General features: G+C 67.5%; 21 protein-coding genes. 15 read left to right on the top strand and 6 right to left on the bottom strand.

The features are described from left to right. From ACH438_RS34525 to ACH438_RS34465, 13 genes are all read left to right on the top strand, one after another. Positions 1-261, top strand: a complete 261-nt coding sequence (locus ACH438_RS34525; protein ID WP_397013044.1) for an acyl carrier protein — start codon at positions 1-3, stop codon at positions 259-261. Then, positions 258-863 (top strand): hypothetical protein, encoded by a 606-nt coding sequence (locus ACH438_RS34520; RefSeq protein ID WP_397013042.1) that lies wholly within the window; start codon positions 258-260, stop codon positions 861-863. Before ACH438_RS34525 ends, ACH438_RS34520 begins: the two co-directional genes overlap by 4 nt. 5 nt (positions 864-868) lie before the next feature. Then, positions 869-1,486, top strand: a complete 618-nt coding sequence (locus tag ACH438_RS34515; RefSeq protein WP_397013040.1) for a GNAT family N-acetyltransferase — start codon at positions 869-871, stop codon at positions 1,484-1,486. Then, positions 1,483-1,935, top strand: a complete 453-nt coding sequence (locus ACH438_RS34510; RefSeq protein WP_397013038.1) for a MaoC/PaaZ C-terminal domain-containing protein — start codon at positions 1,483-1,485, stop codon at positions 1,933-1,935. The genes ACH438_RS34515 and ACH438_RS34510 overlap by 4 nt, the downstream gene beginning before the upstream one ends. 11 nt (positions 1,936-1,946) lie before the next feature. Continuing rightward, a complete protein-coding gene (locus ACH438_RS34505) occupies positions 1,947-3,551 on the top strand; it encodes a thiamine pyrophosphate-binding protein (RefSeq protein ID WP_397013036.1) in 1,605 nt (534 codons plus the stop codon). 122 nt (positions 3,552-3,673) lie between these two features. Then, positions 3,674-4,423, top strand: coding sequence for an ABC transporter ATP-binding protein (locus ACH438_RS34500; protein WP_397013034.1), 750 nt, complete (start codon positions 3,674-3,676; stop codon positions 4,421-4,423). Beyond that, positions 4,420-6,807, top strand: a complete 2,388-nt coding sequence (locus ACH438_RS34495; RefSeq protein ID WP_397013032.1) for an FtsX-like permease family protein — start codon at positions 4,420-4,422, stop codon at positions 6,805-6,807. The genes ACH438_RS34500 and ACH438_RS34495 overlap by 4 nt, the downstream gene beginning before the upstream one ends. 4 nt (positions 6,808-6,811) lie before the next feature. Beyond that, a complete protein-coding gene (locus ACH438_RS34490; protein ID WP_397013030.1) occupies positions 6,812-7,348 on the top strand; it encodes a hypothetical protein in 537 nt (178 codons plus the stop codon). Next, positions 7,345-8,088, top strand: coding sequence for a 3-oxoacyl-ACP reductase FabG (fabG, locus tag ACH438_RS34485; RefSeq protein WP_397013028.1), 744 nt, complete (start codon positions 7,345-7,347; stop codon positions 8,086-8,088). Before ACH438_RS34490 ends, fabG begins: the two co-directional genes overlap by 4 nt. Positions 8,089-8,242: 154 nt before the next feature. Beyond that, a complete protein-coding gene (locus tag ACH438_RS34480) occupies positions 8,243-9,331 on the top strand; it encodes a hypothetical protein (protein ID WP_397013026.1) in 1,089 nt (362 codons plus the stop codon). A 5-nt stretch (positions 9,332-9,336) separates the two neighbouring features. Then, the gene (locus ACH438_RS34475; RefSeq protein WP_397013024.1) at positions 9,337-10,029 is read left to right on the top strand and encodes a hypothetical protein; all 693 of its coding nucleotides are present in this window, start codon (positions 9,337-9,339) and stop codon (positions 10,027-10,029) included. Next, positions 10,026-10,991 (top strand): ATP-binding cassette domain-containing protein, encoded by a 966-nt coding sequence (locus tag ACH438_RS34470; RefSeq protein ID WP_397013022.1) that lies wholly within the window; start codon positions 10,026-10,028, stop codon positions 10,989-10,991. Before ACH438_RS34475 ends, ACH438_RS34470 begins: the two co-directional genes overlap by 4 nt. A gap of 14 nt (positions 10,992-11,005) precedes the next feature. Further along, positions 11,006-11,809 (top strand): ABC transporter permease, encoded by an 804-nt coding sequence (locus tag ACH438_RS34465; RefSeq protein ID WP_397013020.1) that lies wholly within the window; start codon positions 11,006-11,008, stop codon positions 11,807-11,809. A 2-nt stretch (positions 11,810-11,811) separates the two neighbouring features. On the opposite strand, the gene ACH438_RS34460 is transcribed toward ACH438_RS34465, so the two are convergent. From ACH438_RS34460 to ACH438_RS34450, 3 genes are read right to left on the bottom strand one after another with little or no spacing between them, the layout of a single operon-like run. Beyond that, positions 11,812-12,435: a dihydrofolate reductase family protein gene (locus tag ACH438_RS34460; RefSeq protein ID WP_397013018.1), complete on the bottom strand. Its 624-nt coding sequence runs from the start codon at positions 12,433-12,435 to the stop codon at positions 11,812-11,814. After that, a complete protein-coding gene (locus ACH438_RS34455) occupies positions 12,435-12,905 on the bottom strand; it encodes an SRPBCC family protein (protein ID WP_397013016.1) in 471 nt (156 codons plus the stop codon). Before ACH438_RS34455 ends, ACH438_RS34460 begins: the two co-directional genes overlap by 1 nt. Positions 12,906-12,908: 3 nt before the next feature. Beyond that, positions 12,909-13,250, bottom strand: a complete 342-nt coding sequence (locus tag ACH438_RS34450; protein WP_397013014.1) for an ArsR/SmtB family transcription factor — start codon at positions 13,248-13,250, stop codon at positions 12,909-12,911. Between the two features lie 136 nt (positions 13,251-13,386). On the opposite strand from ACH438_RS34450, the gene ACH438_RS34445 reads away from it, so the two are divergent. Next, the gene (locus ACH438_RS34445; protein ID WP_397013011.1) at positions 13,387-14,541 is read left to right on the top strand and encodes an alpha/beta hydrolase family protein; all 1,155 of its coding nucleotides are present in this window, start codon (positions 13,387-13,389) and stop codon (positions 14,539-14,541) included. A gap of 39 nt (positions 14,542-14,580) precedes the next feature. Here the strand turns inward: ACH438_RS34445 and ACH438_RS34440 are convergent, their stop codons facing one another. The 3 genes from ACH438_RS34440 to ACH438_RS34430 form a co-directional block, all read right to left on the bottom strand. After that, entirely contained in the window at positions 14,581-15,639 is a 1,059-nt protein-coding gene (locus ACH438_RS34440) for a metallophosphoesterase (RefSeq protein ID WP_397013008.1), read from the bottom strand. A gap of 20 nt (positions 15,640-15,659) precedes the next feature. Continuing rightward, entirely contained in the window at positions 15,660-16,484 is an 825-nt protein-coding gene (locus tag ACH438_RS34435; RefSeq protein WP_397013004.1) for a S1/P1 nuclease, read from the bottom strand. 147 nt (positions 16,485-16,631) lie between these two features. Further along, complete coding sequence (locus ACH438_RS34430; RefSeq protein WP_397013000.1) at positions 16,632-17,558, bottom strand: hypothetical protein; 927 nt, start codon at positions 17,556-17,558, stop codon at positions 16,632-16,634. A 128-nt stretch (positions 17,559-17,686) separates the two neighbouring features. On the opposite strand from ACH438_RS34430, the gene ACH438_RS34425 reads away from it, so the two are divergent. Then, positions 17,687-17,887, top strand: a complete 201-nt coding sequence (locus ACH438_RS34425) for a hypothetical protein (RefSeq protein WP_397012996.1) — start codon at positions 17,687-17,689, stop codon at positions 17,885-17,887.

Below are 17,887 nucleotides of genomic sequence, written 5' to 3'. Positions count from 1 at the left end.
ATGCCTGCCAACGAGAAGGAATTCTTCGACCTCGTCGCCGCCGAGATCGAGCGGATCAACGACCTGGACGAGCTGCCCGAGGTGACGGCCGAATCGTCCATCGCCGACGATCTCGAACTCGATTCGCTCGGCATGCTCGAACTGGTGCTGCGCCTGCAGTCGGAGTTCTCGGTATCGCTGAGCGAGGAGGAAGTCGTCGCCGTCAAGACCGCCGGCGACCTGCTCGACCTGGTGCACGGCAAGGGCGCGGTGCCGCGATGATGAAGTTCGCCGCGCTCGAACCGATCCTGACACAGGAGGATTCGGCGCACGCGGCCCGGTTGATGAGCGCCGATCCAGTCTCGGCGGTCTCCAGCGCCGGACCGCAATGGCTGCGCGATCGCCAGGCCGCGGCCGCCATCGACCGCGCGGCCGTGGCCTTCCTGATCCGCGGGGGAGTGGACGGCATCGGCGTGCTCCGCGCCGAACGCCTGCAGACCCCCGGCGTTTTCGAGATCCTGCTGTACAGCGCCGACGACGCGGCGCTGGAACAGGCCGGCGTGGGCGCCGCGCTCGACGAGTTCGTGCGCTACCTGCTGAGCAGTACCGAGGTGCATCGCCTCGAACTGTGGTTCGGCGTCTACAACCGGCTGCTGCTCGACTACGCCATGGCATCGGAGCACTTCCGCTGCGAGGGGCTGGTGCAGGACCGCTACTTCGCCGAGGGCCGGTACTGGGACGGCCTGGTGTGGTCGATCACCGGATCACGGCTGCGCGGGCTGCAGGCCGCCGATCCCGGCGCGGCCGAGGCCGAACGCGGATATGCCCGCACCGCACGCCGATTGCGCCAGGCCATCCGCGACCACCTCGCCGAAACGGAGTAGCCGCGGTGACCCTGCTGGGTAGGTGGACACGGCTCGAGGAAAGCCACGGCGCCGATCCGTCGCACATGCTGACCCACGTCTTCGAATCCTCGGCACAGCGGCTGTTCGCCGGATCGGCCGTCGCGCCGGTGGATTCGCGGGGCCTGGGCGATATGGCCCAGGCCTCCGATCGCCTGCTCGGCTACATCTATCGCCGCGAGAGCGAACCCGGGCAGCGGCCCATCGGCATCTACGACTGCCGCCTGGCCGATCCCGCCCGGATGCACATCGGCGTGGTGCTGGCCGGGGACGCCGCCTGGGGCAATGGCGTCGGCATGGACGCGATGCTGGCGCTGCTGCGGTACCTGTACCACTTCGACGGCCGCCGCGGCTTCGAAATGACCGCGGCGCTGCACAATCCGAATACCGTCCGGATCTTCGTGCACAATGCGGTGCGGCCGGAAGCGCTGCTGGCCGACTGCATCGCCGACGGTTCGCGGCTCACCGCGCGGGCGGTGGGGACGCTCACCGAACCGGAGTTCGCCGGGGTCGGCTATCAGGTGCCCGGCGCCAGCGAATTCAGCGACGCCCGATGGAAAACGGTGCGGCAGCGAGTGATCGCGGAGATCGGAGCGCAATCGTGAGCACGGTCGATGTCACCTCGGTACTGCTCGATCAGGTCGGCCGCGCGGCGCGGCGATCCCGGTCGATCCAGCTGACCCAGGAACGGGTGACGGCCTTCGGCGCCCTCACCGAGGACATGCAGTGGATCCACACCGATCCGGTACGCGCCGGCGCGGAGCTGGGCGGGACCCTGGTCCACGGAATGCTGATCGCCGCACTGATTCCCGGGCTGGTGCACGAAGTACTCGAGGCCCCCGACTGCGATCGGGTGATCAACCTCGGCTTCGAACGGCTCAGCTTCGCCACACCCGTGCCGGTGGGCGGCGCGATCTGCCTGGACACCAAGGTGCTCGAGGCCACGCCCGGCAAAAGAGGACTGGACGTTCGCTGCGACGTGACGGTGTGGCTCGATATCGAGCGCCCGCGCGTCAGTGCGGCCGGTGTACTGCGCTTGCGATTCATCGCGTGAAAGGGGTTGGGGTGAAAGGGATCTGGGACGATATCGTCCGCATGCTGGAGGCCGCCGGGCCGCGCTTGTATACCGGTGTGCCGGGCGATGATCCGGACATCATCGACGCCGCCCGCGCGGCAGGCGCCCGGTTCGCGGCCGTGCAGGATCAGCGCACGGCGTCCTATGCCGCAGTGGGCTGGTCGCGGCTCAACGACCGGGCCGCCGTGCTCGCGACCGCCACCGGGCCCAGCCTGCTCAATGCGCTGATCGGCATTTCGGAGGCCTACGCCTCGCGCACGCCGTTGCTGGTGCTGACCACGACCAACCGGGATGCGGTGCTCGGCCGCGGCGGCTTCCAGGAGTTTCCGGCGGCGGCACTGGGCGAGGGCCTGTTCACCTGGACCCATCGAGTGGCCGACGGCGCCGAGCTGGCATGGGCTGTTTCCCGCGCCCGCTACCTGGCCGAGCACGGCCGCCGCGGGCCGGTCCACCTGATGATTTCCCCCGAGGTGGCCGATTCGCGCGTGGGTGACCCGGCCGAGGTTTCCGTGCGGGCGCCGATGCCGGCGGGGCAGACCGCCGAGAGTTTGGCGCCGGTGTTCAAGGCGCTGCGCACGGCCCGGCGGCCGGTGCTGTTGTTCGGCGGCGGGACTCGGCAATCGGAGGTGGCCGCGCACGGCGTGCCGCTGGCCGCGGCCGTGAATGCGCTGTGCCTGGTCACCGCGTCCGGGCGGGGTGTGTTCCCGGAGGATCACCCGCGATTCGGTGGCCTGGCCGGGTTGTATCTGCCCAAGGAATCGCGTGCGGCCCTCGCCTCGGCGGATGTGGTTGTGGCGCTCGGCAGTCAGCTCGAGGAGACCGCGCTGATGGGCTGGGACGCCCCGGCGATCGCGGGTCGGGACACCGCGGCGCAGCTGATCCACGTCGATGCCGACCCGTCCGTCCTCGACCGCGCGGTGCCGGCGCATTACCCGGTGACCTGCGATTCCGGCGTATTCCTGCGCCTGGCAGCCGATTCCATGGGGTCGCCGGTCGAAGCGGCGCCCTGGTGGTCGTCGTGGCAGCCGAGGCAGGCCGACGAGGGCGCCGGAATCGGGACCGTCCAGTTCTGGACCACCCTGCGGGAAGCCATGCGCGACCGGCGCATCGAGGTGCTCGCACAGGAGAACGGGCTGGCCGATCTGTGGGGCTACTACGCACCGTGCTTCACCCTCCCGCCCGGCGTGCGGCCGCTGGTGCCGAGCGAGCAGACACCGCTCGGCTTCGGTCTGGGCGCCGCGCTCGGCGCCGCCGCCGACGGCCGCCGGGTCGTCGCCGTGGGCGGGGACGGCGCCTTCCTGACCAACCTGCCGACCCTGCTCGCGGCCGCCCGCGCGAACGCCGATATCTGCTTCATCTGCCTGGACAACGGCGGATTCGGCTGGCCGTCCCTGTCGCGGACCGATACCACCCTCGTCGATTTCGATGCGGGCTCGGCGATTTCCGCGCTGGCCGGCGCGACCGGGTGCAACACCGTCGCGGTCAGGGAAGCACACCTGCTGGCCAAGACCTTGCGCACCGCGCTGGCGGGCAGCGGCCCCCGGCTCGTCGTGGTCCGCCTGACCGATCGACCGCCCTTCCCTCCGGCGGGATGATCCGCCGTGTCCGAATTTGGTCATTAAGGATGACGACTGGCCGGATCGGACAGAGGATCATGGATCGGCGTGGGCTGCGGTCGCGTCCTCGGGGTGGTTTCTGAACGAAAGGGATTGGTGCTGTGAAGATTTCGGAAGATCCTTCGGATTCGGTATTGCGATTGCGCGCGGTCACCAAGACTTTCGGCAAGAAGGACGCCTCGGTGGTCGCGCTGGACGATATCGATCTGGACATCGCGGCCGGGTCGTTCACGGTGGTCATGGGCCCTTCCGGTTCGGGAAAGACCACGCTGGTCTCGTGCCTGAGCGGACTGCTGCCGCCCACCAGCGGCGAGGCGTTCTACGGCGACCGCAATGTGTACGCGCAATCCGATCGCGACCTGTCCCGGATGCGGCTCGAGCACTTCGGCTTCGTCTTCCAGGAGTACGGGCTGCTCGACTCGCTCTCCGCGCGCGGCAATATCCTGCTGCCCGCCCGCGCCGCCGGCAAGAAGGTCGACGACCAGCAGCTGCGCGCACTATGCGCGGATCTGGGGATCGCGCAATACCTGCGCATGCTGCCCGATGAACTCTCCGGCGGCACTCAGCAGCGCGTGGCCTGCGCGCGGGCACTGGTCGCCCAGCCCGATGTCATCTTCGCCGACGAGCCGACCGGCGCGCTGGACTCGCACAATGCCGCGCGCATCCGGGAACTGCTGCGCCGGATCGTCGACGAGCGCGCGATCTCCATCGTCACGGTGACCCACGACCCGCAGTTCGTCGAATTCGCCGACCGGGTACTGCTCATTCGCGACGGGCGCATCGAACACGATCTGGTCGGGGCCACCGTGAAAGAGGTCGTGGCCTACTCGCAGGACCGGGTGGCGGTGTGAATACCCTGCTCGTGCCGCAGAAAATGCTGCCGCAGGCACAGATGATGTTCGGTCTGGCCGTGGGACAGCTGCGCCGATTGCGGCGGCAGACGGTGCTGGTGCTGATCATTTCGATCGCACTGCTGGCGTCGCTGCTGATTCCGGCGGGGTTGTATCTGTCCTACCGGCACAAGATCTCTCAGGCCATTGCGGCGACAGTGCTGCCGGGGGAGTTGATCGTCACCTCGAACAACATGCTGCCGACCGCCGCGGTCGATGAAGCGCTGGCCGCAGCGCCGGGAGCCTGTGCGCTGTCGCAGATTTCCGGCCAGGTGGTTGTGCATACGGGTGCTGTTGCCTCCCAGTCGATTCCGGGATACTTCGTGCGATCCAGCGGTACGTGCGCCGATCCGGGCGCCGCGCTGACGTACGGACCTGCCGACCTCGTGGCCCAGCCTGCGGCAGCCGGACCGGACACCGCCGCGGTCATGGGGATCAGCGGAGCGAGCGGTGCGATCGAAACGAACGCGCCGGTGACCGCGGCCGCCACCTCCGTACGTTTCGGTGACGAAGCGCTCGCACGTGAAATCCTCGGCGCGCCAGAGGGATACAGCCTGGTGGCGCTGAGCGGCCCCGGTGCGCGCACGGCCGCCGACCGGCTCGCCGAGGCGGGCGGCAGCGTACGTTCGCGCGCCGATTACCTCGGTGAGCTGACTTCGCAGCAGATCAGCAATGTCAGCTTCGTCGGCGTCATCGCCATCATCTTCGCCGCGGTCCTGGTCTGCGGATTGACCGCGGCCCTGGTGTTCTCGCTGATCCTGCTGGCCATGAGCCTGCGCCCGCAATTCGACATCCTGCGCCGGATCGGGGTGCCGAACCGGGAGATCCGTACCGTCAAGGCCATCCAGGCCGGTGCGATCCTGCTGGCCGCCACCATCGTCGGCACCGCGCTCGCCTTCGCCGCGGATGCGCTGATACCCGCGAACCAGTTGCTGCTGGGCACCTTCACCGTCGACGGCGTCGCCCTCGACGGGTGGACCTGGGCCGGTGCGGTGCTCGCGATCGCGGTCGCGATCGGCGGCGCCTGGCTGCTCGGCGACTCGATCTCGGGAACCAAGCGCGCGGAAACCGGCGGTGCGGCAGCACGATTCGCGCTCGCGCGCCGAGCGGTCGTGCCCGTCTGCGCGGCGGCGTCGATCGGGCTCGGTATCTGGTCGACGGTCTCCGAACGCTTCGGCTTCACCGGCCTGGTCCTCGGCTACTGCCTGGTGCTGGCCGGGCTGTTCCTGCTCGCCGCGCCCGCGCTGCGGGTGTTCACCCCGTTCACCGAAGTGGGCGGCACGCGCGGGGTACTGCTGCCCTGGTTCGGGCTCGGCAGTGTCGGGCGGGTGCGCACCCAGGCCGCGGTCGCCGTGTCCTGCATCGGTTTCACCGCCACCCTGGTCGCGATCATCTCGGTGTTCGCCACCTCCACCGACACCTCCATCAACCGGCAGATCGATGCGAATGTCGGCGCGCAGATGGTGGTGGAGCCCAAGACCGGCTTCGTCATCTCCAGCGGCGATATCGCCGCCCTGCGCAGCGCGCCGGGCGCGAGCGGCGCGGTGGCCGTCGCCCCGCAGAACGGCGTCGACATCTCCGGCCGGGTGAGCAACGGTGTGGCCGTGGACGGCCCGCTCGACAGCGGTGCGCTGCAGCTCACCATGGTCGGCGGCGCCACCACGGTGAGCCCGGACACCGCCATGGTCTCCGCGTCACAGGCGGCGAAACTCGGTGTCGGCGTGGGAGATTCGATCACGCTGGGCACGGCGTCGATTCGGGTTGCCGGGATCTACCGGGACGCACCGACACTGGGCGATTTCGTGGTGTCCGCGGATCATGCGGCCGGTGCCGGATTCCAGTACGTCTTGATCCGCGACTCGCAGCCGGCGGCCTTCGCGCAGGTCCGCGCGGTGGCGGCCGGGCTGCCGAATCTGGTGCTGCGCTCGATCGATGAATACCGGGTCAAGCAGAAGGCCGATTCGCGCATCATCATCGAGGCGCTGACCCAGCTGTCGGGGGTGGTCGGGGTAGGGCTGCTGCTGGCACTGGGCGTCGTGCTCGGCGTCCTCAGCGGCGGCCGGGTGCGGGAATGGTCGATGTTGCGGCGCATCGGTTTCAGTCGGGGGCTGGTGCTGCGCAGCGTCGGGGTCGAGGCGACGGCGGTGTCCATCGTCGGCGTCGCGGCCGGTCTGGGGGTCGGCTCGGCGTTCGGGTACGCGGTGTGCAAGTACCTGAGCTGGGCCGGCCTCACCGATGTCGTGCTCGACCCGGCCACCTCGGCGGGCGCCGGCGCCGGGCTGGTCGCGATCGGGGTGCTCGTCTATCTGCTCGCGTGCTCGAGCGCGCTGCGACAGGCGCGGTGACGCCATGATGGTGACCATCATCCTGGTGTGCGAGGCCGCGTTCTGGGTGACCGTCGTCTCCGGGCTGCTGCTGCGCTACGTGCTGCGCCTGCGGCAGGTGAGTTCGGTTGTGCTGGCGCTGGTTCCGCTGATCGATGTGGCGCTGGTGGTGGCCGTGGCCATCGATGTGTCCCGGGGCGCGGAGGTCACCGCCGTGCACCGGCTCGCCGGGATCTACCTCGGCTGGACCGTCATGTTCGGCAAGTCGACCATCGCCTGGCTCGACGGCTGGTTCGCCTACCGATTCGCGGACGCGCCACGGCCGCCCAAACCTCCCAAAAAGGGACCCGAGGCCGTACGCCACGAGATGAAATCCTTCATCAAATGGCTGGGCGCCGCCGCCATCGCGCTCGTGGTGTGCTTCGGGCTCTCGGTGACCGTGGCCGATACCCAGCAGGCCACCGCGTTGCGCGATGTCGTACAGCCGCTTTGGATCATCACGATCGTGTGGTTCCTGTTCGGCCCGGCCTGGGCGAAGGGGACCACGGAGGCCAAGCGGTGACGAGCACGCGGCCGCTCGCGATCATTACCGGCGGCGCCCGCGGTATCGGCGCCGCCTGCGCGATACGCCTGGCCACCGACGGCTACGACATCGCGTTCTGCCACCTGAACCCGGGCGCCGCCGCCGAAACCGTTGCCGCCGAATGCATTGCACGCGGCGCGCAGGTGTATCGAGCGGTCTGCGATGTCGGGGACTCCGCGGCCGTGACCGAATTCGTCGCGACCGCACAGGAACGGCTCGGCGACGTCCAAGTGCTGGTTGCCGCGGCGGGAATCACCAGGGACGGGCTGCTTTTCGGGTCCTCGGAGCCGGATTGGGACGAGGTGCTGCGCACCAATCTGTCCGGCGCACGCCACGTCTGCAAGGCCGTCGTCCCGGACATGATGCGCCGGCGATCGGGGTCGATCGTGACGCTCTCGTCGGTGGCGGGGCTCACGGCCGCGCTCGGCCAGACCAACTATGCCGCAACGAAAGCCGGCCTGATCGGCTTCGGCAAGGCGCTCGCGGCCGAGGTCGCGCGCTTCGGCATCCGCGTGAACACCGTCGCGCCCGGCTTCATCGCCACGGATATGACCGGCGCGCTCGAGGCCGGGGCCGCCGCCGCGGCGCGGAAGACCATCCCGCTGCGGCGCTTCGGCGAACCGCGTGAGGTGGCGAACCTGGTCGCCTTCCTCGCCTCGTCCGAGGCCAGCTACATCACCGGCCACACCTTCTGCGTCGACGGTGGTCTCACCGCCTGAGCCGAAGGCTCGGTGTTGCTGAACATTGACCGTTCCGATCGGTCTACCTAGAGTCCAATGACATTGCGGCATATCGCTTTTCGTTGATATGCAAATGTCGAAAGGAATCCGGGTGGCTGTTGTGCGGTCTCGATCCATTGGATACGGCGGGCGTTTGCGTGCGAATGTCGCAGCGATCGGCGACAACGCTCCCCGCATCACCTTGATCCCGTCGGTCGGCGAATACCCGGTTTACGACGACGTCCTCTACTCCGCCATGACCGCGGACGAGATCCGGGTCGACGCCTTCGATCGTGCCGTACGCGCGTGCGCGGGCGGGCGCACCGTGGTGGACATCGGCACCGGCGCCGACGCCAACTGGGCGATCGTGGCGGCGGAGGCCGGCGCGACCCAGGTGTGGGCGATCGAAGCGCTGCCGGAGTCGGCCGAGAAGGCGAGGGCGGCCGTCGCCGAACGCGGCTTCACCGATGTCATCACCGTGCTCACCGGCGACTCCCGGGAGATCGAACTGCCCGAGCGGGCCGATGTGTGCGTCTCCGAAACCGTCGGCGCCATCGCCAGTTCCGAGGGCGTGTGTGAGATATTCGCCGACGCCAAGCGGCGTCTGGTGCATGATTCGGCCATCTTCATCCCGCACCGGGTCGAGACGGTCGCCGTGCCCTTCGATTACTCGGCCGTCCTCGGGGATACGGGCCCGGCCTTTCAGCCGGAGTACGCGACCTATGTCGATCGCGTGTTCCAGGCGGTGGGCCAGCCCTTCGATCTGCGCGTGTGCTGGACCGAGATTCCGCACGAGGGCAGGCTGGCCGCGCCGACCACCGTCGAGACGCTCCAATTCGACAGTGAGGAATACGAATACACGGTGCACAAATCCCGGGTGCGCATAGCGCGGCCCGGCCGGTTCGGCGGCATCGCGCTCGGCATCCGGGTCTGGGCAACACCGGCCGATCGCGAACCCATCGATTCCCTGGAGCAGCAGACCTCCTGGCTGCCGGTGTTCGTGCCCGCCGCGGCGGAACACCCGCGCACCGTCGCGGTCGGCGACGAATTCGAGCTGATCTTCGGGGTCTGCCCGAGCTCGGATCACCGGCATCCCGACTACCGGCTCAAGGCGCGTTTCATCGATCGACGTGAGGCCGAAATGGATTGGGACGGCAGATATATGGGCGGCCCGGCGTTCCGGTCGAGCGCCTTCTACCGCGAGCTCTTCGCGGCCTACCCGGCCTCGTTCCGAGGGGAGTGAACGCCATGACGAAGATGCGGAACGCCTTCCCCATGGTCATGTTCGCCATGGCCACCGCCCTGCTCTGCCTGGCGCCCTCGGTGCGCGCCGAGCAACCCCGCACCGAAATCGGTTACTCGGCAAGCCTTGTCGACGGCGCGGTCGTCTTGCGGACCGACGGCGGCTCACTGACCGCCGACGGCACGAACTTCCGGCTCAATGACGACAATGGCAATGCATTGATCGAATTGCCGCTGTCCTACGTCCGGAACGGATTGCGCTGGCCCATTACCGCGACCATCGACGGCACCACCGCCACCCTGCGCCCGAGCACCGATCCGAGCACCGCGGTACCCGAACCCGGGCCGATCGCGCAGCCACAGGACATCGGGTACGACCCGCAGTCCGAGGATTTCAACAATGCGCTCACCCGCCTCTCCACCCAGGTGAACCTCGGCGTCATGCTCGGCACCATTATCGGAACCGCCATCGGCGCCGGAATCGGCTGCCTCGTGGGCGGTGTCATCGGCGCGGGCGCGGGATTGGTCGCCACGGTCGGCATCCTGGCGATTCCCGGATTCCTCGGCGGTTGCCTGGCAACGGGATTGGTGGGCTCCACGCTCGGCGCCGCCATCGGCACCGTCGTGATCGGCATGCCCACTGCCGTCATCGGCGGCCTGCTGTTCCTCGACGCGCTCAACCGCCCGCCCGCGAAATGAGCGGGAGTGGTTCCGCGGTGCTCGCGGAGGGCCTGCGTAAGCAGTACGGCGCCAAGCGGGCCCTGGACGGCTTCGACCTGATCGTGCCGCAGGGGAGTGTCTGCGGATTGCTCGGCCCGAACGGGGCGGGCAAGTCGACCGCGGTGCGGATTCTCGCGACACTGCTGCGTTTCGACGGCGGCCGCGCCACGGTCGCGGGATACGACGTGGCGCGCCAAGCCGATCAGGTGCGCGGCCGGATCGGGCTGGTCGGCCAGCATCCGGCGCTCGACGAGGTGCTCAGCGGCAGCCAGAACCTGATCATGTTCGGGCGGTTGTTCCATCTGCCGCCGCGGGCCGCCGCGCGACGGTCGGGCGAACTGCTCGAACAGTTCGGGCTCGCCGATACGGGCGATAAACCGGTCACCGCCTTCTCCGGAGGCATGCGCCGGCGGCTCGATCTGGCGGCGAGCATGATCCTGTCACCGGCCGTGTTGTTCCTGGACGAGCCGACCGTGGGCCTCGACCCGCGCAGCCGCAACGAGGTGTGGCAGGCGATCCGCCAGCTCGTGAGCATGGGCACCACCGTGCTGCTGACCACCCAATACCTCGACGAGGCCGACCAATTGGCCGATCGCATCAATGTCATCGACGCGGGGAAGGTCATTGCCGAAGGGACACCCGGCGAGCTCAAATCGCGAATCGGCGGCGACCGTATCGAATTCGTGGTCCACGATCCCGAGCGGATAGCCGCGGCGGCCACAGCGGTGCTGCGGCTCGGCACAGCCGATCCGGTGATCGATCCCGATACCCGGCAGGTGAGCCTGCCGGTCGCGGACAAGGCGAGCGCGCTGTCCGCGGCGGTGCGGGCGCTCGACGATGCGGGCATCCGGTTCGACGATCTCATGCTGCGCCGGCCCACCCTGGACGAAGTCTTCCTCCACCTCACCGGAACCCAGGCCGAATCCATGGTGAAGGCATGAACACGATTGCGCCCGTGGCTATTTCTCCGGTAGGCGCGCGCTGGATCATGCTCGACAGCTGGACGCTCACCCTGCGCGGGCTGGCCCACTGGCGCCGCAATCCCGGCCCGGTCCTATTCGCATTGCTGTTCAACATCCTGGTCGTGCTGATGTTCGTCTACCTGTTCGGCGGCTCCATGCGCGTGACCGGCGGCGGCAACTACCGCGACTACCTGATACCCGGTATGTTCACCATGACAATGCTTTTCGGCATCGGAGCCACGTCGCTGGCGGTCACCACCGACATCGATCGCGGCGTCACCGACCGCTTCCGGTCGATGCCCATCTCGGCCGCCGCCGTCCTGATCGGGCGCGCCGCCGCCGACATGCTGCTGTCCACGCTGACGCTGACCGTGATGATCCTGACCGGACTGGTACTGGGCTGGCGCAATCACGGCTCGGCCGGCAGCCTCGGCACGGCAATCGCGCTGATCCTGTTCCTGCGCTTCGCCCTCACCTGGATAGGCATCTACCTGGGCCTGGCGCTGACCAGCAGTGCGGCGATCATCGGCGTGCAAACCGCCGAATTCCCCATCGGATCCCTGTCGGGAGTCTTCGTGGCGACCACCGCCATGCCCGGCTGGCTGCGCGTGCTGGCGGAATGGAATCCCTTGTCCGCCACCGTGAATGCCACCCGGCGCCTGTTCGGTAACCCAGGCGTCGTCACCGACTCCTGGGTTACCGCGCACTCCACCCTGATGGCCGTCCTGTGGCCGCTGGCGTTGCTGCTGTTGTTCATTCCGTTGTCCATCAACGCATTTCGCAACCTGAGTCGCTGAAGTTACCGTTTCCGGACCGTGTAGGTCAGGTGGGTCGCCCGCGGTGACGACGACTCCGACCGGATCTGCTCGAGGGCCACGCGGCTCGCGTCCACGCCCTCGAACAGGCGGATTCCGGAGCCGAACAACACGGGGGAGAGCGCGATCGAGAACTCGTCGATCAGGCCGGCGTTCAGGTACTCCAGGATCGCCGCGCCACCGCCCGCGATGCGGACATCCCGGTCACCGGCGGCCTGGCGGGCCTGGTCGAGCGCATTCTCGATGCCGTCGTTGATGAAGTGGAAGGTGGTTCCGCCCAACCGCTCCCAGGGATCACGCTTCTCGTGGGTCACGACGAAGACCGGGGTGTGGAACGGTGGATTCTCCGGCCACATCTCCTCACCGGCATCGAACATGCGCTTACCCATGACGCTCGCGCCGGTGCGCTCGAACGTCTCGCGCGCGATGTCATTGTCGCGCCCTTCCTCACCGCCGTCGCCGAGGCCCAGGTTCTCGCGGAAGAATCGCAGTGGGAATACCCACTGCTGCAGCTCCATCCACTGTTTGCCCATCAACTCCGACGCGGATTCGGGTGCGATGAACCCGTCCAATGACATCGACACACTGAAGAAGACTTTCCCTGCCATCAGCCCTGCACTCCTTTTCGTACGATCTCGGTGATGTAGGCGGCCAGTTTGTCCAGCGTCTGCTGACCACCCTCGATGGCGTGATATTTCTCGGCCGCCTCGTCGCGCAATTCCTTGGTGGGGAACACCGTGCGCATCTCGAGCCGGGTGCCCGCGCCCTCGGGCGCGAACGTCAGTACCGACTCGAAAGCCTCCGGGTCATCGCGGAATTCGCCGTGCCGCAGCGCGATCCGCTCCGGCGGTTCGATCTCGGTCCAGGAGATCCACTCCCGGAAGTCCGTTCCGTCGGGCCCGTGCATGACGAATTCCCATGCTCCGCCGACCCGGAACTCGAACGCGCGCGTGGTGGTGGTGAACCCCTCCGGCCCCCACCACCGCGACAGATGCCGGACCTCGGTGAACGCCTCGAACACCAACTCCCTCGGGCCGTTGATGACCCGGGTGATCACGATCTCGCGATCGGCTGCCATCGCTCACTCCTCCTGTCGTTCCCGCTCGAGTTCCTGTACATACGCGTCGAGCCGATCGAAGCTCTCGTTCCAGAACTGCTGGAACCCGCCGGCCCACTCGTGCACCGGCCGCAACCCCCGGGCATCGAGCCCGTAGAGCCGCTGCTTACCGTCCTTGCGGTCCCGCACCAGCCCGACTTCCCGCAGCACCCGCAAATGCTTGGAAGCCCCCGGCTGCGTGATCCCCAACTCCGCGGCCACCTCGGTAACCGCCCGCTCACCGGCCCGCAGCAACACCAGAATCTCGCGCCGCTGCGGCTCGGCGATCGCGTTGAAGACGTCCGACGTCGTCGCTGCCCGTGCCATGCGAGCAATCATATTCCCATATCGGTATGCGTCAAGCCCGGTGAGGTTCTTACCTGTTTTTGCCGTTGGCCTCACGCTGCTTTGCCGATCGTTGCGCAGTATCGGAGGAAATGACCACGGATGAGGAGTCCAGACGATGCGAACTGCCGCCGCGCTCGTGCTTGCGTTGACGCTGCCCCTGGCCGGTACCGCCTGTGCGGCCGGTACCGAACCCGCCGATGCCCCGACGAGTTCGGCAGTGCCGGGACCAGCTGCTCGATTGCCCACTCCCACCGGCAGTTTCGGGGTCGGCCGCAACCTACTGCACCTGGTCGACAACGCACGGCCGGATCCCTGGCTCCCGGCGCAGCCTCGCGAACTGATGGTCAGCATGTACTACCCGGCCCACCACGACAGCGGTCCGCGAACGCCGTACGCGACAGAGGCCGAGATCGGCCTGATGCTCGACGGCACCGGGCTGACCGGAGTTCCCGCGCAGGCACTGAGCCGCGCCGGAACGAACTCCACGGTCGATGCGGACCCGGTCGAGGGCACCTATCCGCTGGTCGTGCTCTCACCCGGTTTCACCGCGCCCCGCTACACGCTGACATCGCTGGCCGAGGAGGTCGCGAGCCGCGGCTACGTGGTGGCCGCCGTCGACCACGCCGGCGAGTCGTTCGGCACCGAATTCCCCGGCGGTCGCATGTCGACCTGCCTCGCCTGCGAGAAGGCCACCACACCGGCCGGATTCGCCCTCGTCGCCGAAACGCGAGCACACGACATCTCCTTCCTCCTCGACCGTCTGACCGGCAAGGAGCCGTCCTGGCCGCATGCCGGTCTGATCGATGCCACCCGAATCGGCATGGCAGGCCACTCGATCGGCGGCGCGAGCGCCGTGGCCGCCATGGCCCTGGACCCGCGGATACACGCCGGAGTGAACATGGACGGCTCCTTCCAGGGCACCGTCCCGGCAACAGGACTGGGGGACAGGCCCTTCCTGCTGCTCGGCGCCGACGACCAGAGCAGCCCGGGCGGCAGCGAACCCTCCTGGGACGAAGCATGGTCTCGCCTCCACGGCTGGAAGCGCTGGCTGACCCTGGCAGGCGCGGACCACGAGTCCTTCATCGACACCGGCGCCCTCGCCGAGCAACTGGGCCTGCCAGGCGAAACCCCGCTGCGCAACAGCCGCGCACTGGACCTCACCCGCACCTACGTGGCCGCCTTCTTCGACCAGCACCTACGCGGAACCGACAGCACCCTGCTGAACAACCCCGACCCCACCTACCCGGAGGTCCGATTCCACAACCCGTGATCGGCTCGCGGGGCAGTCCTCCGGGCGGCTGTTCATTGGTCAGCGTGGGCGGACATGGGTGTATGCCTTGCTCGGGGTCCCGGTCGCGGTGTCGACGGTGTAGGCGTCGAGGGTGACCGCGTCGCGGCGGATCTTCGCGATCATGAAGCCGAGGCTCGAGAAGTCCTGCCAGAACGACTGATTCGTGATGTTCGAGCCGCCGTCGTCGTGTTTGGCGGCGGCGCCACAGACGATCTGCTGGGTACCCCGGGCCGTGCCCGCCGTATCGAGGATCTGCAGGGTGTGGTCGTGCCCGGAGAGGATGTAATCGGCTCTGCCACAGACGACTTCCTCGAAGAGTTCCTTCAGATGTATGCCGCTCATGTAGTCGCCGATGGTCACACCCTCGTAAGCGCCGGCGTTGCCGTGTACGCCATTGTTGCGATAGGGGTGATGGGTCAGCACGATCTTCCAGGTTGCGCCGGACGCGGCCAGCGACCGATCCAGCCACTGCCGTTGGTCGCGCATGTAGGGGCCGTTCCAGGCGTAGCGCGGATCGGTCTGCATCACGGTCGAGGAGACGGGAACAGTGTCCAGCGCGAAGAATTCGACCAGCGGGTTGCCGGCGGCCGGTAACGCGACCTGATAGTAGCGGGACGGCATGTACCAGCGGGCCGAGCGCTGGTGATAGGCGACCTGATGATCGCCCTTGCTCGGGTTCCCGCCGCTACCGGGGAAGATTCCGCTGCAATCGTGATTGCCGAGCACCATCAACCACGGCACGTCGATGCCGGCATTGGGCTGTTCGAACTTGGTGGAGAATTCGTCGTCATCGTCGCTGTCCGCACCGAATTCGTAGATATTGTCGCCGAGCCCGACCGCCAGCCCCACACCTTCGGCCCGACAGATCTGCTTCGCCGCGGCGGCCACCACGCGCTGCCCGGCCTCGCCGGTACCCGCGTCACCGGTGATCAGCACCCTGATGTCGGCGGTGGTAGGCATCGGGAACTTGCCGTCGGCGCGCGCGATACCGGGGAGCAGCAGGCCTCCGGCCAGTACGGCCGCGCCGGCGAGCACTCCGCGCCGAGAAATGATCGGCTGGTTGTCAAGACCGTTCACGTGGCGCTTTTCCCCGTCGTTCACGGGCGGCCCGACGGGTCGAGTACCGCATTGAGCAGTTGTCCCAGCCGCTCCCCGGCCAGGCGCAGCTGACTTTCGGCCACGGGCAGGAATTGCCGGGTGTACTCTTCGCCGATCGTGGTCGAGTCGGGATAGACGCCCGGCGTCTGCACGATCCGGCAGCTGTCCTGCGCCCAGCGAACAGGATCGCTATCCGGTTGTGCCGCAGGAAGATCGGGCACCGGCAGCGCGAGCAGCCGCTGCACCTCCTCGTCGTCACTCACATGGCGCGTGTCGAGCATGCCGCGATCCCACACCGCGTGCATATTGGTGTTCTTACCGAGATACCGCACCTTGACTTCGTTCCCGCCCCGATCGCGGGCGTATCCGGCATGCATCGGCTGATGGATGTCACCGACGAAGTGCATGATGAACTTCAAGGCCTGGCGCCGATCGTCCTCCGACCGAGTTCTGTCGCCCAGCGTCGAACTCTGCGTGCGCAGCGCCTCGATGACATTCTGGCCGTCATTCCCGTTCACCGCCGCGTCGTAGACGCAGTTGTTCTCGGCAATATTTACGTAATGCCAAGGAGCCGAACGCTTCCCGAGGTCGGGATCGTTGGCGCGCACCTCGTCGGCCCAATTGGCCACGCCGGCCAGCGAAGGGTCGGCCTCCCCGGCCAGCAGGCGCCCCACCTCGTTCCGGGCCGCCGCGGTCAACCGCAATTCGGCGATGGCGCCGGTGATGTCGTGTCCCCGCACTCCCCACGCATGGGCGCCGGGCGGAATCGCCAGCACGGTCGCCGCGAATGCGCACGCGCCCACAACCACTGCTCTACGTAGCATCAAGAACAATCCCTTCGAGTGACGTCGCAGCCCGGACGGTGTTGCCGCTGAAGTGAGCTGCGTGCCCGGGGCCGAGTTGTGTTGAATCCCCGGGCGACTCGATTCTCCGCAGGATCTTCCGGATGGAAACAAACAGCAGGCTAAAACCTATCGACGGCAGGTGTCGTATTGCGTGCGCAGCTTCTTCTGCAGGGCGATGGCATCTGCCGTGTAGTACTTCTCGGGTTGTTCGTCCCCGAGCGTCCTGGCACCGTAAGCGCACGCGGCGACATCGACGGAACCCTGAAACCCGCGGGTCGGATCGGGACTGTATCCGCCCCACTGGAGATACAGCGGATGCTGGGCGTTCGGGCCGATCGAGTTGATCACCGTTTCGATATCGCGCTCCGGATCGTTCCCAGCCTTGATCCCCACCGACAGCCGCGAGATGTGCCCGCCCTCGACATCGACCGAACTGACCGACGTCGGCAGTCCGCCCAACAGATTCACCACGCCGGCCTGCTGATCAGCGCTGAACGGAAAGGTAACCGTCCACAACGGGTCCGCAGATCCCGAGCGCCCACTGATCGTCACCTTCACCCCCTGATTGCCCGCCACCCCACGCACCGCGGTCAAGATCTCCTGCGCGTCCCCGCCATCCCGGAACTCCATGGTGTCCGCCGACTTCGACCGAAACCAGCTCATCGTCCCCACACCCGTCCGCAACCCAGCCTTGATCCGCCGCATCCGCCCCGCATCCCCAGCGATCTGCTCCGCATCGAAGTCCGCATTCCGCAGCACCGACACCCCCTCACCCACACCGAATTCCGTCGTCTGCTGATACTTGTCGAAGTCATCCCCCTCGACCTCCTTGATCCGCGAAACCACCGCCGCAATCTCCCCCTCACTAGCCGCCCCCATATCAGCCTCGAGCCGCAATGTCGCCCCATAGGTGATGTCATTGGTAATACTGGCGGAAAACGACCGCACCCCCGCCATCCCCGAAATCGCCCCCTCCAACCGCGCCGCCTCCCCCCGCCGATCCGGCGCCCCCGTACAAGCACAGAGCATGACCGTGACCAGCGCGAACACCACGCCGCCGACCCGCCGTCGCCCTATCATCCGGGCTCCTTCCTGTAACCTGTACCGATGATTGCTAGATATTAGCCCTACTGGAATTCCTCATCGGGAGGACTGCAGTGACCGATACTTCCAAACCGTCTGTGCTCGCCCGTATTTCGCCCAATCAATGGGTGGCGATCATATTGACCGCGCTGGCCATTGTTTTCATTGCCGCGAATCGGCATCGAGTGGATATCGAGTTCCTGCTCATGACGATTCGATCGCCGATGTGGCTGGTGCTGCTGGTGACGTTTGTGATCGGGTGGCTCGCGGGCTTGCTCACGCGGCGCCGGCGGCGGTGA

Origin of the sequence: Nocardia sp. NPDC020380 (assembly GCF_044386975.1) — a bacterium.
GTDB lineage: Bacteria > Actinomycetota > Actinomycetes > Mycobacteriales > Mycobacteriaceae > Nocardia.
This window is presented reverse-complemented; position numbering and strand designations above follow the sequence as displayed.